This is a genomic window from Microbacterium sp. F01, from assembly GCF_056156365.1.
In genome coordinates, this window is record NZ_CM149592.1 from 1,938,416 (window position 1) to 1,951,834 (window position 13,419).

A 13,419-nucleotide genomic window follows, 5' to 3' on the forward strand; every position below is an offset into this window, starting at 1 on the left:
GCCAGGCCCCGTCCCGCTGCGCGGGGCGGGGTCGGCGCGTTCACGGCAGTGGGCGTGCCATCACGATCTCCGGGCCGATCACGCTCGTGAACGTTTCGCCCGTCGGCGCGAACCCGGCCCTTCGATACGCCGCCTGGGCGCGGAGATTCTCCCGGTGCACGTCGAGGCTGAGCCGGGCGAGCCCGAGGGCGCTCACCCACTCCGCGGCGGCGGCGAGCAGGAGGTCGATCGCACCCGTTCCGCGATGCGCGGGGTTGACGTAGACCCCGACGACATCCGCCCGGCGGTCGTCGACGAAGCGGCCCAAGTGGTCGGTCTGCCCGGTCGCACGGACGAGCACGGAGAGGCTTCCCACCCAGACGTCGTCGGCCACCGCCACGAACTGCGCGGCGGTCTCGCTCTCGGCCGCGAGTTGGGCGCGGTCGCGCCAGAACTGCTCCGGACGGGCCGCGACCTGCTCCGGCGTCTCGAGGAAGGCGATGTTCGCGTCGGGATCGCTCGTCGACTCGAGCCGCAGCTCGCGCACCGCCCGCCACTCGTCGGAGCGGATGCGGCGCACGGCCACGGTGCTCACCCCGCGACCTCCTGGTACGCCGCGAACAGCAGCGACTCGTCGGGCGCCTGCAGCACGGTGGGCTTGGCGATGTCGTCGAGCACGATGAAGCGCAGCATTCCGCCGCGGCTCTTCTTGTCGCGCTGCATCGTCGACAGCAGCTGCGGCCACGCGCCGGGGCGGTAGGTCGTCGGCAGGCCGAGCGTCCCGAGGATCTCGCGGTGACGCTGGGCGGCGGCATCCGGAAGCCGGCCCGCGAGGCGCGACAGCTCGGCGGCGAACACCATGCCCACCGAGATCGCGGCGCCGTGGCGCCAGCGGTAGCGCTCGGCGTGCTCGATGGCGTGCCCGAGGGTGTGCCCGTAATTGAGGATCTCGCGCAGGCCCGCCTCGCGGAGGTCCTCCCCCACGACGCGCGCCTTCATCCCGATGGCGAGCTCGATGGTGCGACGGAACGCCGCGCTCCCCGGGTCCACGGCGTTCTCGGGATCGGCCTCGATGAGGTCGAGGATCTCGGGTGCCCAGATGAAGCCGGCCTTGACGACCTCGGCGTACCCCGCGACGCGCTCGTTGCGCGACAGCGTGTCGAGCAGGTCGAGGTCGCAGATCACGGCGCGCGGCGTCCAGAAAGCGCCGACGAGGTTCTTGCCCTCGGCGGTGTTGACGCCCGTCTTGCCGCCGACGGCGGCGTCGACCATGCCCAGCACCGTCGTCGGCACCTGAACGACCTCGACGCCGCGCAGCCACGTCGCGGCCACGAAGCCGGCGAGGTCGGTCACCGCTCCCCCGCCGAAGCCGATTACGGCGTCGGTGCGGGTGAAGTCCGCCTTGCCCATGACCTGCCAGCAGAACGCGGCGACCTCGATGCGCTTGCCCGCCTCGGCGTCGGGGACCTCGGCGAGCAGGACCTCGCGATCGACCATGAGCTGCGCGCGGAGGCGCTCCGCCTCGGCCGCAAGGGTCGGCGGGTGGATCACGAGCACCTTGCGGGCGGCGGGCGGAAGCGCCTCGCCGACGGACGACAGGATGCCGCGTCCCACGGTGATGTCGTAGCTCGCATCTCCGCTCACGGTGATGGTCGTGGCATCCGTCATGCCGTGTGCTCCTTGTGCTCGTGGCCGGCGGAAGCCGGCGGGTCGACGACGTCGCCGCGCACCCAGGCGACCAGGGCGTCGACGACGTCCTGCACCGGACCGGTGGAGGTGTCGAAGGTGATGTCGGCGAGCTCCTCGTAGACGGGCCGGCGCTCTTCGAAGATCGCCGTCCAGCGCTCGATCGCATCATCGCCGCCCTGCAGCAGCGGCCGGTTGGAGTCGCGGACACGGCCCGCGACGACCCTCGGCGAGACGGTGAGCAGCACGACGCGATGACCGGCGAGGTCGGCGCGCGTCTCGGGGTCCAGCACGGCCCCGCCGCCCAGCGAGACGACGCCGCCGGTGGCGAGCCCTTCGACCACGGCGGCGCGCTCCGCGGCGCGGAAGTGCGCTTCGCCGCGTTCGACGAACAGCTGCTCGATCGGTCCGTGGTCGCGGACGACCGCGGCGTCAGTGTCGAAGAACGGCAGGCCGAGAGCGCGCGCGACCTTCTTGCCGATGCTCGTCTTGCCGGCCCCCATGGGACCGATGAGCACGACCGCGTCAGAGGGCGAGGTCATGGTCGGCGAGACCGGAGTCGCTCTCCGCCGCACTGCGCAGCGCGTCGGGGATCGCTGCGAGGTAGCCCTCCAGGTTGCGGCGCGTCTCGGCGACGCTGTCGCCGCCGAACTTCTCGAGCACGACGTCGGCGAGCACGACCGCGACCATGGCCTCGGCCACGACGCCCGCAGCGGGGACGGCGCACACGTCGGAGCGCTGGTGGTGGGCGGATGCGGCGCCGCCGGTGGCGACGTCGACCGTCCGGAGCGCCTTCGGCACCGTCGCGATCGGCTTCATGCCCGCGCGCACGCGCAGCACGGTGCCGGTCGACATGCCGCCCTCGGTGCCGCCTGCTTTGTCGCTCGAGCGCGTGATGCCGTCGCCGGCGACGAACAGCTCGTCGTGGGCGGAGGAGCCGCGGCGGCGCGTGGTCTCGAAGCCGTCGCCGACCTCGACGCCCTTGATCGCCTGGATGCTCATGAGCGCCTGCGCGAGCTTCGCGTCGAGGCGGCGGTCCCAGTGCACGTGAGAGCCGAGCCCGGGCGGCAGTCCGTAGGCGAGCACCTCGACGATGCCGCCCAGCGTGTCGCCGTCCTTGCGGGCGTCGTCGACCTCGGCGACCATCGCCGCACTCGTGGCGGGGTCGAAGCAGCGCAGCGGGTCGGCGTCCAGCGTCCCGACATCGTCGGGCGTGGGAAGCGCCGAGCCCTCGGGGACCTGCACGGGGCCGATCGAGAGGGTGTGGCTGACGAGACGGATGCCGAGCTCGGCCAGGAACGCGCGTGCGAGCGCGCCGAGGGCGACGCGGGCGGCCGTCTCGCGGGCGCTCGCGCGCTCGAGGATGGGACGGGCCTCGTCGAAGCCGTACTTCTGCATGCCGACGAGGTCGGCGTGGCCCGGGCGGGGACGCGTGAGCGCCGCACCGCGGCCGCGGGACTTCTCGGTGAGGTCCACCGGCTCGGCGCTCATGACCTCGACCCACTTCGGCCATTCGGTGTTGCCGATGCGCAGCGCGATGGGGCTGCCGAGGGTCGTGCCGTGCACGACGCCGGAGGAGATCGTGAGCTCGTCCTCCTCGAACTTCATGCGCGAACCGCGGCCATAGCCGAGCTTGCGGCGCGCGAGATCCGCCTGGATCGCAGCGCGGGAGACGGGGACGCCCGCAGGCAGGCCCTCCATGACGGCGACGAGTTCGGGGCCGTGCGATTCGCCGGCCGTGAGCACGCGGAGCATTGGTCCAGTCTCCCATGCCCCGGGAGGCGGTTACGCCGTCGCGGGCTCCTCGAGCACGTGGCGCATCGCCTCCAGCGCCTCCGTCTCGCGATCGAGGGGTGTGCCGGGGTCGCCGTGCCGGAAGATGCGGATCTGCAGCAGAGCCTGGTGCAGCAGCATCCCGAGTCCCGATCGCGCGGTGCCGCCGACCCGCTCCCAGGCGGCCGACAGCGCGGTGGGCCAGTGCCCGTACACGACGTCGAGCAGGTGGCCGCCGGACGCGGCGAGGGCGTCGGCCGCGGCATCCGTGACCGGTGCGTCGCCGGGAAGGGTCGCGATCGTGAGCGACACGTCACGGTGGACGGATGCTGCGAACGGCGTCGTCGTGACGGTCAGGCCGATCCGGTCGCCGAGCGCGGCGAGCGGCACGACGGCTTCGGGGCGCCGCGCGACCACGTCCACTTCGCGCGTGCCGAGCTCGCCCAGCGCGACAAGCGCCGAGGTTGCGGTGGCGCCGGCGCCGACGATGCGCACCCGCGACACCTCCGTGATGCCGTCATCGGCGAGGGAGCGGACGATGCCGCCGACGTCGGTGTTGAAACCGCGCGCGCCGGCGGGATCCAGCAGCAGCGTGTTGACCGCGCCGGTGAGCTCGGCGCGGCGGTCGAGGGACGAGGCCGCGGCGAAGGCGACGCCCTTGAGAGGCATCGTGAGCGAGAGGCCGCGCCACGTGCTGTCGAGTCCGGCGAGCTCGCCGGCGAACGACGACTCGTCCACGCGGCGACGTCCGTACGGCCAGTCGAACCCGAGCACGGCGTAAGCGGCCGCGTGCAGCTGCGGCGAGCGGCTGTGCGCGATCGGGTCGCCCCAGACCTCCAGACGCGACGCGGAGGGGCTCAGCACCCCGAGTCCGGGGTGTCGCGGCACCACTGCTGCCACTGGGCGACGGCGCGGTTGTGGTCGGCGAGGTTGTTGGTGAATGTGGTCTCACCGGTGTGGAGGTTGACGGTCACGAAGTACAGCCAGTCACCGTCGGCCGGGTGCATCGCGGCGTCGATCGCCACGTCGCCGGGGTTGGCGATCGGCCCGACCGGCAACCCGGCGTGCACGTAGGTGTTCCAGGGGTTGTCGTCGGCGAGGGCTTCCGCAGAGGAGCTCACGGTGCCGTCGTGCATCTCGCCGTAGCCGTACTGGGCGGTCGAGTCCATCTGCAGCAGTCCGAACGTCTCCTGGTTGTTCGGATCGAGGCGGTTCTGGATGACGCGCGCCACCTTCTGCATGTCGGTCCCGGCGCGTGCCTCGCGCTGGATGATCGAGGCGGTCGTCAGGATCTCCTGTCGCCGTTCCTCCGGCACACCGGCCGCGTCGAGCGACTGCTTCGTGCGGTCCACGAGCGTCTGGATGGCGGACTGCGCGGTGACGCTCGGGTCGAACGTGTAGGTCGCCGGGAACAGCCAGCCCTCGAGCGGCTGCCCACCCGCCGCGACGATTGCCGGGTCGGCGGTCACACCGTACGCCGACGCGTCGGCCGCGGCGGCGGTGAGCTCCTCGAGCGGGATGCCGGTGCCCTCGGAGATCCGCTGGAGCGTGCCGTCGACGGTGAACCCCTCGGGGATCTGTGCGGTGAACTCCTGCTTGTTGGCGGGATCCAAGAGCATGGCCAGCGCGGCCTCGCTGGTCATCTGCTTCTGCAGCCTGTAGACACCCGGCTGGAAGTTGGGGTTCTGGCCGGTTTCGATCAGGTAGTCGTAGAACGCGTCCGGGGTCTTCGTCACTCCGGCGTTGTGCAGCGCCTCCGAGATCGGCTGCCCGGTGAAACCGGACTCGATCGTGACGAACGTCTCACCGTTCGCGAGTCCGGCCTCGTAGTCCTTGGGCTCTTCCCAGCCCATGACCTCGCGGATCTTGTCTTCGTACGTGTTCCACACGTAGAGGCCCCCGGCGGCGATGCCGCCGAGGATCAGCAGCACGACGCCGAGGGCGATCCAGCCGCCGATGCGCCGGCGCTTCTTGTTCGGGGCCGAGGGCACGTATCCGATGTCCTCCGTGGACGAGGAGCCGCTGAAGAGATCGTCGAGCGTGGGCGTCGTCGGACGCCCCATGCTCTGCTCCGGCTTCTCGGGCAGCGTCGCCGTTCGAGTCGCGCTTGCGGTCACCGTCGCGGTCGCGCCGGTGTTGCCCCGACTGTAGGGCATCGCGGGCGCGGTGTCTCCCGAGAACAGCCACGGGTCGTTCTCGGGGGTGGAGTCGACATCGGTGCGCGTCGGGCGGGGAGCGCGCAGTGGCACGGGCTGGAATCCGCTTCCCGGGGTCTCGGCCTCCGCCGCGTCGGCACCGGCAGCGGGCGCGGTGGGAACGCTCTCGACGATCGGCGTGGACCCGGTGATGAGCGATTCCCAGGTGGCCGCCGGGGCTGCGGGAGCGGGCGTGGTCGCCGCTCCCGGCCCGGGCGCCGCAGCAGCGGCGGCCGGGGTCGTCGTCGGCGTCTCCCCCGTCGCCGCCTGTCGCGCTGCGGCCTCGCGGGCGGCGCGGCGCGACTGGGGAACGGCTTCGCCGTCGGGCGATGAGTCGGGCATCAGGCGGGCTCCTGGGGGACGGGGGTTCCGGGAGGTCGTCCGGTGCTCTTCTCGACGTCGAGCGCTTGCTGAAGCAGGACGACCGCGGCGACCTGGTCCACGATGTTACGCGACGAACGCTGGGTTCTGCCCGAACTGCGCAGCGCCGCGTGTGCCGAGACGGTCGAGAGACGCTCGTCGACGAGGCGCACCGGGAGCCCGGACGCCGCGGCCAGGGCCGCGGCGAAGTCCCGGGCGTCCTGGGTCGACGCCGTGTCTTCGCCGCGCATGTTCAGCGGCAGCCCGACGTAGAGCTCGACCGCCGAATACTCCTCCGAGAGCGCCACGATGCGGGTCACCGACGCGTCGTCGCGCGGCACCGTCTCGACCGGGGTGGCGAGCAGGCCGTCGGGGTCGCACGTGGCGACCCCGACCCGGGCCTTGCCCACATCGATGCCGAGACGAGTCCCCCGCCGCCAGGTACTCACAGGCACGCTCCGCTCACGCGCCGAGCGCGTCCTTCACCGAGCCGAGCGCCGCGGGCAGGGCCGCAGCATCCGTTCCGCCGCCTTGAGCCACATCGTCGCGGCCACCTCCTCCGCCGCCGAGCACTCCTGCGGCGCCCTTGGCGAGGACGCCGGCCTTGGCGCCCGCGGCGCGGGCGGCGTCGTTCGTCGCGACGATCACGACCGGGCGGTCGTTCACGACGGCGCCGAGGGCGACGACTGCTGCTTCGGAGCCGAGGCGCTCGCGCACCTGCAGCGCGAGCGCGCGGACATCGTCGGCGGATGCTGCGTTGCCGAGCGATTCCGCGACCACGACGGTGTCGCCGACCCGTGTCGCCGCGGCGGCGAGGGCCGGGAGCCGATCGCCGAGCGCCTTGGCTTCGAACGCGGCGATCTTCCTCTCGGCGGCCTTGAGACTCGCCTGCAGCTCGGCGATGCGCGCGGGCAGCTGCTCGCGCGGTGCCTTGAGGGACGTCGTCAGCTGCGACACGAGGGCCCGCTCGGCCGCGAGCGAGCGGAAGGCGTCGAGACCGACCAGCGCCTCGACGCGGCGGTTCGACGCGCCGACGGACGACTCGCCGACGAGGTTGATGAGCCCGACCTCGGCGCTCGTGGAGACGTGCGTGCCGGCGCAGAGCTCGCGCGACCAGGGGCCGCCGATGTCGACCATGCGCACGGTGTCGCCGTACTTCTCGCCGAACAGCGCCATCGCGCCGAGAGCCTTCGCCTCGTCGAGGGGCAGGACGCGCGTGGTCACCTCGAGGTTGTCGCGCACCGCGTTGTTGGCGATCTCCTCGATCTCGGTCTTGGTCTCGTCCGACAGCGACTGCCCCCACGAGAAGTCGAAGCGCATGTAGCCGGCGCGGTTGAGCGAGCCCGCCTGCGTCGCCGTCTTGCCGAGCGTGTCGCGGAGCGCGGCGTGCACCAGGTGCGTCGCGGAGTGCGCCTGACGGGCGGCGCGGCGGTTCGCAGCATCCACCACCGTCGTCGCGGCCTGGCCGACGCCCACTTCGCCCGTGGACACCTCGACCGTGTGGCTGATGAGGCCCGGCACCGGCTTCTGCACGTCGAGCACCTCGAGCTCGTAGCCCGGGCCGACGATGACGCCCTTGTCGGCGACCTGGCCGCCCGACTCGGCGTACAGCGCGGTCTCGGCGAGGATCACCTCGGCGATCTGGCCGACGCTCGCACGGTCGACCGAGACGCCGTCGACAAGGATGCCGAGCACCTGCGACTCCGCCTCGAGGTCGGTGTAACCGGTGAAGACGGTCTCGCCCTGCGCCCGCAGGTCGCGGTAGACACTGGTGTCGGCGAGCTGGCGCTTGCGCGCCCGCGCGTCGGCTTTGGCGCGTGCGCGCTGCTCCTGCATGAGGCCGTCGAACGCCGCGCGGTCGACGCTGAGGCCCGCCTCTTCGGCGATCTCGAGCGTCAGGTCGATCGGGAAGCCGTACGTGTCGTGCAGCAGGAACGCCTCGGCGCCGGTGAGGGTCGTGCCGCCGGAAGCCTTCGTCTCGGAGAGCGACTCGTCGAGGATCGACTCCCCCGCCGCAAGGGTGCGCAGGAATGTCGCCTCCTCCGCCAGGGCGTATTGCGAGATGCGGGCCCAGTCGGTATCGACGACAGGGTACGCGTCCTTCATGGCGTCGCGGGACGCCGTGAACAGCACCTCGAACGTCGGCCCGTCGACGCCGAGCAGGCGCATCGAGCGGATCACGCGGCGCATGAGGCGGCGCAGGATGTAGCCGCGGCCGTCGTTGGAGGGCGTGACGCCGTCCGACATGAGCATCAGCGACGAGCGCACGTGGTCCGCGACGACGCGGAAGCGCACGTCGTCGTCGTGGTTCGCGCCGTAGGTGCGGCCCGAGAGCTCGACCGCCTTGTCGAGGACCGGGCGCACCTGGTCGGTCTCGTACATGTTGTCGACGCCCTGCTTGATGAACGCGATGCGCTCCAGGCCCATGCCGGTGTCGATGTTCTTGTTCGGGAGCTCCCCGACGATGTCGAAGTCGTACTTCGAGCGCACGTTGGTGATCTCGTACTGCATGAACACGAGGTTCCAGATCTCGACGTAGCGGTCGTCGTCGGTCGCGGGGCCGCCGTCGATGCCGTACTCCGGGCCGCGGTCGAAGAAGATCTCCGAGCAGGGGCCGGCGGGGCCCGGAAGACCGGTGCTCCAGTAGTTCGTGTCCTTGCCGAGGCGCTGGATGCGCTCCTCCGGCAGGTCGGTGAGCTTCAGCCAGAGATCGTGCGCCTCGTCGTCCTCTTCGTAGACGGTGACCCACAGGTCCTTCTGGTCGAAGCCGAGGCCGCCCTCGGACTCCGGGCTGGTCAGCAGATCCCATGCGTAGCGGATCGCGCCTTCTTTGAAGTAGTCGCCGAACGACCAGTTGCCCAGCATCTGGAAGAACGTGCCGTGACGCGGGGTCTTGCCGACCTCTTCGATGTCGTTGGTGCGGATGCACTTCTGGTTGTCGGCCGCGCGCGGGTACGGCGCGGGCACGTCGCCCGACAGATACGGGATGAACGGGACCATGCCGGCCACCGTGAACAGCAGCGCCGGATCGTCGGTCACCAGCGATGCCGAGGGGACGATGGTGTGGCCGTTCTTCTCGAAGTAATCGAGGAAGCGCTGTGCGATCGCGGCGGTCTTCATGCGGGTCCTTGCGTGTGCGTGCGGGAGCGTCGGTGTGTCTGGGAGGGGTTCGGGCGAGAGGGCGGGCCGGTGCCGCCGGCGCATCTGCTGTCGCTCAGTCGGCGATCTTGCGGGCCGCGTCCTGGGCCGCGTCGGCGACGTTCTCGACGGCATCGGATGCTGCGGCCCGGGCGCTCGACGCCGCGTCGGCGGCGGCATCCCGCACGTCGTCGACGAGGCCGGCGAAGCGCGCCTCCTGTTCGCGATACGCGTCGCCCATGCGGTCGGTGAACTCCGTGATGCGGGCGTCGACGTCGGCGAGGATCTCGTGGCCGCGCGGGTCCTTGTTGACCAGGTGCGCGAGAACGAATCCGCCGGCGATGCCGAGCAGGAACCACAGGAGGTTCTTCATGTCACCACTTCCTCGCGGGCCGCCGGGGCGCGGCATCCCCCCATCGTATGCGGAAACGACGAAGGGCGCCGGGATGACCCGACGCCCTTCGTGCGTTGCTGGCGCTTATCGCGCTGTGCCCATTGCGGACCTAGCGCGCGGTGCCCATTGCGGACGCGGTGCTTCGCACCGCATCCGCCCGCGGCCCTATCGGGCCGCGTAGTACTCGACGACGAGCTGGACGTCGCCGACCACGGGGACCTCGGCGCGCTTGGGGCGACGCACGAGACGGGCCTGGAGCTTGTCGAGCTCGACCTCGAGGTAGCCCGGAACGGGCGGCAGGACCTCGGCGTGACCGCCGAGAGCTGCGACCTGGAAGGGCTCGATGCCCTCGCTCTTGGCCTTGACGTGGATGAGCTGACCCGGCTTCACGCGGAACGACGGGCGGTCGACGAGCTGGCCGTCCACGAGGATGTGGCGGTGCACGACGAGCTGGCGCGCCTGCGCGGTGGTGCGGGCGAAGCCGGCGCGCAGGACGAGCGCGTCCAGACGCATCTCGAGGAGCTCGACGAGGTTCTCACCCGTCAGGCCCTGGGTGCGGCGGGCCTCGTTGAACGTGTTGCGCATCTGCTTCTCGCGGATGCCGTACTGCTCGCGCAGACGCTGCTTCTCGCGGAGGCGGACGGCGAAGTCGCTGTCCTGCTTGCGCTTGGTGCGGCCGTGCTCGCCGGGCGCGTAGGGGCGCTTCTCGAGGTACTTGGCGGCCTTCGGGGTGAGGGCCACGCCGAGAGCGCGGGAGAGACGGACCTTGCGGCGGTCCTGGGACTTCGTTGCCACGAAGTGTTCCTTTCGATGACGCGGCCGTGTCTTTCACGGCCTGCGGGCGTATCGCCCTCTCCCCGCCCGATCCGGACTGCACGCCGGGGCATGCCGGAAGGTATGTAGAGAAGAGGGGATGCTCGAAAACTGCGTTTCGAGCCGCTCAAGCCTACCAGACGCGCGGCCGGGCCTTCATGAGAGGGCGATGACCAGCGTCGCGGCGGCGAGCACCACGCAGACCGGGGTCATCGTCAGGCGCTCGGAGCGACTGCGCGAGATGCCGTTCATGACGATCCCGACGGCGAAGTACGCGAAGAGCACCCACGTCAGGATGCGGATGAGAAGGCTGTCGCCGCCGGGCAGGATGCCCGCCCGGCTGAGCAGCACCGCAGCGAAGCCGGCGTAGAGCAGGACGGACGCCGCGCTGGCGACGCGCAACCGGCGGGGCAGCACGCGGTGCGCCCCGCCCCATACCAAGCGACCCCACGGTGCGCCGGCCTCGACACAGATCTGCACCACGGCGAGGGCCCCGAGCACAAGGCAGGCGACGGCGGCGGCCAGGATCGCCGGTGTCACGAGAGCCGTCCGTTCATGTCTGCTCCCCCACTTCGTCGATCCACTCGCGCATCAGCGCGTGCGAGCGCAGCCCGTAGTCGAGGGTCGCGCGCTGGAATGTGAAGATCCGCCGCGTCGTGTCGTCGAGGTCGGCGGCGTGCGCGTCCACCTCGGAGGCCAGCGCCTCCAGCGCGCGGTGGGAGCCCTCGATATGGTCACGGATGCTGCGGATCGCGTCCGCCCGGTCCTCCGGCGCGTCGAGCCGGCCGAGCAGATAGACCTTCGCAAGCACCGTGGTCTCGGCATCCGTCCCGCCGGGGATCGGTGCCCGCATCCACGCGCGCCACCGTTCCCGCCCCTCATCGGTGATCCGGTGGACCTTGCGGCCGCGCCGGCTGCCGTCGGCCTCCGCGACGACCACGGAACCGTCGTCCACGAGGTGCTGCAGGGCGCGCTGGATGCTGCCCGAACTCGCGCTGTAGAACAGCGAGATGCCCGCGGCGAACCGCTTCTGCACGTCGTAGAGCGACAGGGGGTCGCCCAGCAGCAGGCCGAGGATCACGAACTGCATGCGGCACCTCCGGGCGCGACGTGGGTGATATCCCTCTGAGGGATATCAATCTACCTCTGAGGGATATCATGCGTCAACTGCCGTCGGCGATCAGCCGCCGTCGAGGATGCGACGGATCTTCTCGAGACGTGCCTGCACGTCGCGCTCGGCACCGAGCGCCTTCGGTTCGTAATAGCGACGGCCCCGCAGTTCGTCGGGGAGGTACTGCTGCGGCACGATGCCGATCTCGGCGTCGTGGGGGTACACATAGCCTTTGCCGTGGCCCAGGCGCTTGGCCCCCGGGTAGTGCGCGTCGCGGAGATGGATCGGCACGCGGCCGAAGCCGCCCGAGCGCACGTCGGCGATCGCGGCGTCGATCGCGAGATACGCCGCGTTCGACTTCGCGGTCGTCGCGAGATACGCGGTCGCCTCCGCGAGGGGGATGCGCCCCTCGGGCATGCCGATGAACTGCACGGCGTCGGCGGCGGCGACGGCGATCGGCAGCGCCTGCGGGTCGGCGAGGCCGATGTCCTCCGCGGCGGAGATGATGAGGCGCCGGGCGATGAAGCGCGGGTCCTCGCCCGCTTCGATCATGCGGGCGAGGTAGTGGATCGCGGCGTCCACGTCCGAGCCGCGGATCGACTTGATGAAGGCGCTGATGACGTCGTAGTGCTCGTCGCCCTGGCGGTCATAGCGCAGCAGTGCCCGATCGACCGCCTGTGCGACGTTGTCGGCCGAGATCTCGGGGATCGCCGCGTCTTCGTCCTCATCTTCCGGAAGGGCGAGGGATGCTGCGGCTTCGAGCGCGGTGAGAGCTCGTCGAGCATCGCCCGAGGCGAGTCGCACGAGGGCGGCGCGCGCCTCGTCGCCGAGCACGACGCTGCCCGACAGACCACGGGCGTCGGACACCGCACGGTCGAGCAGCGTGCCGAGGTCGTCGTCGGTGAGCGGCTTGAGCGTCAGCAGCAGTGATCGAGACAAGAGGGGCGAGATCACCGAGAACGACGGATTCTCGGTCGTCGCTGCGATGAGCACGACCCAGCCGTTCTCGACGCCGGGCAGGAGGGCGTCCTGCTGGGCCTTCGTGAAGCGGTGGATCTCGTCGAGGAAGAGGATCGTGGACTGGCCGTAGAGATCGCGCTGGGTCAGTGCCTCCTGCATGACCTCGCGCACGTCGCGAACGCCGGCGGTCACCGCGGAGAGCTCGACGAACCGACGCCCGGACGAGCGGGCGATCGCCTGCGCGAGCGTCGTCTTGCCCGTGCCGGGAGGGCCCCACAAGATGACAGACGTCGCAGCGCGGGCCGCGGCATCCGGATTGGCGAGTGTCACCAGCGACGACCCCGCACGCAGCAGGTGCGACTGCCCGGCGACCTCCTCCAACGAGGTCGGTCGCATGCGCACGGCGAGAGGCGTCAGCCCCTGGAAGAGCGCAGCAGGACCCGTCACCCCACCAGGCTATCCCGGGCCGGCGACACGGGATCCGTCGTGGTTTGGCGGGCGGGGTGCGGGCCCGTAGGATCAACCCGCCCGGGCGCTGCCTGGCACCAGGCGCACGAGCCTGACACGAACGGATCGAGGAGGTCACGTGGCGACCGGTGGCAAGGACCGCGACGCGCGCGCTGCGCGGGAGCGCACGCGGCTGTACGAGGCTCGACGTCAGTTCCACGACGGCCAGGCGCACCGCCGCACGCGAGACAACCTCATCGCCGGCATCGTCGGCGGCGTCCTCGTGCTCGGCCTGATCGGCGCGCAGACGCTGTACTTCGTGGCCGGCCCCGGCGCTCCCGAGCCGTCGCCGTCGCCGTCGTCGACACCGACGCCGACCGCGACGACGCCGGAACCGACGCCGTCGGCGACGACGACGCCGGAACCGAGCGCGACGCCCACGCCGACCCCCTGACATCCGGCGTCTCACGCCACAACAGCACCTCAGGCGAGGCATCCGCCGTACTAGGCTGTGAGCCGTCCTACTCCCTACAGACGGCGCGAGCCGCGATGAGGTGCAACCC

General features: G+C 71.2%; 14 protein-coding genes. 1 reads left to right on the top strand and 13 read right to left on the bottom strand.

Features of this window, described 5'->3' with window-relative positions:
* Positions 1-40: 40 nt before the first annotated feature.
* The 13 genes from ACVN90_RS08830 to ACVN90_RS08890 all read right to left on the bottom strand — a co-directional run bounded on the left by ACVN90_RS08830 (position 41) and on the right by ACVN90_RS08890 (position 12,805).
* Positions 41-574 carry a GNAT family N-acetyltransferase gene (locus ACVN90_RS08830; RefSeq protein WP_475101753.1) on the bottom strand — a complete coding sequence of 178 codons (534 nt, stop codon included), beginning with the start codon at positions 572-574 and terminating at the stop codon, positions 41-43.
* A complete protein-coding gene (gene aroB / locus ACVN90_RS08835) occupies positions 571-1,647 on the bottom strand; it encodes a 3-dehydroquinate synthase (protein ID WP_475101754.1) in 1,077 nt (358 codons plus the stop codon). Before aroB ends, ACVN90_RS08830 begins: the two co-directional genes overlap by 4 nt.
* Positions 1,644-2,207, bottom strand: coding sequence for a shikimate kinase (locus ACVN90_RS08840; RefSeq protein WP_475101755.1), 564 nt, complete (start codon positions 2,205-2,207; stop codon positions 1,644-1,646). The genes aroB and ACVN90_RS08840 overlap by 4 nt, the downstream gene beginning before the upstream one ends.
* Entirely contained in the window at positions 2,191-3,420 is a 1,230-nt protein-coding gene (aroC, locus tag ACVN90_RS08845; protein WP_475101756.1) for a chorismate synthase, read from the bottom strand. The genes ACVN90_RS08840 and aroC overlap by 17 nt, the downstream gene beginning before the upstream one ends.
* A gap of 30 nt (positions 3,421-3,450) precedes the next feature.
* Positions 3,451-4,326 carry a shikimate dehydrogenase gene (locus ACVN90_RS08850; protein WP_475101757.1) on the bottom strand — a complete coding sequence of 292 codons (876 nt, stop codon included), beginning with the start codon at positions 4,324-4,326 and terminating at the stop codon, positions 3,451-3,453.
* Entirely contained in the window at positions 4,296-5,975 is a 1,680-nt protein-coding gene (mltG, locus tag ACVN90_RS08855) for an endolytic transglycosylase MltG (protein WP_475101758.1), read from the bottom strand. Before mltG ends, ACVN90_RS08850 begins: the two co-directional genes overlap by 31 nt.
* A complete protein-coding gene (gene ruvX / locus ACVN90_RS08860; protein ID WP_475101759.1) occupies positions 5,975-6,442 on the bottom strand; it encodes a Holliday junction resolvase RuvX in 468 nt (155 codons plus the stop codon). Before ruvX ends, mltG begins: the two co-directional genes overlap by 1 nt.
* Before the next feature lie 13 nt (positions 6,443-6,455).
* Positions 6,456-9,113, bottom strand: coding sequence for an alanine--tRNA ligase (gene alaS / locus ACVN90_RS08865; RefSeq protein WP_475101760.1), 2,658 nt, complete (start codon positions 9,111-9,113; stop codon positions 6,456-6,458).
* Positions 9,114-9,207: 94 nt separating this feature from the next.
* Positions 9,208-9,504: an ATPase gene (locus ACVN90_RS08870; RefSeq protein WP_475101761.1), complete on the bottom strand. Its 297-nt coding sequence runs from the start codon at positions 9,502-9,504 to the stop codon at positions 9,208-9,210.
* A 186-nt stretch (positions 9,505-9,690) separates the two neighbouring features.
* A complete protein-coding gene (rpsD, locus tag ACVN90_RS08875) occupies positions 9,691-10,320 on the bottom strand; it encodes a 30S ribosomal protein S4 (RefSeq protein WP_475101762.1) in 630 nt (209 codons plus the stop codon).
* Between the two features lie 174 nt (positions 10,321-10,494).
* The gene (locus tag ACVN90_RS08880; protein WP_475101763.1) at positions 10,495-10,878 is read right to left on the bottom strand and encodes a hypothetical protein; all 384 of its coding nucleotides are present in this window, start codon (positions 10,876-10,878) and stop codon (positions 10,495-10,497) included.
* Between the two features lie 13 nt (positions 10,879-10,891).
* Positions 10,892-11,428 carry a helix-turn-helix transcriptional regulator gene (locus ACVN90_RS08885; RefSeq protein WP_475101764.1) on the bottom strand — a complete coding sequence of 179 codons (537 nt, stop codon included), beginning with the start codon at positions 11,426-11,428 and terminating at the stop codon, positions 10,892-10,894.
* Between the two features lie 90 nt (positions 11,429-11,518).
* Positions 11,519-12,805 carry a replication-associated recombination protein A gene (locus tag ACVN90_RS08890; RefSeq protein ID WP_475102089.1) on the bottom strand — a complete coding sequence of 429 codons (1,287 nt, stop codon included), beginning with the start codon at positions 12,803-12,805 and terminating at the stop codon, positions 11,519-11,521.
* A gap of 190 nt (positions 12,806-12,995) precedes the next feature.
* On the opposite strand from ACVN90_RS08890, the gene ACVN90_RS08895 reads away from it, so the two are divergent.
* Entirely contained in the window at positions 12,996-13,310 is a 315-nt protein-coding gene (locus tag ACVN90_RS08895; RefSeq protein WP_475101765.1) for a dioxygenase, read from the top strand.
* Positions 13,311-13,419: the final 109 nt, after the last annotated feature.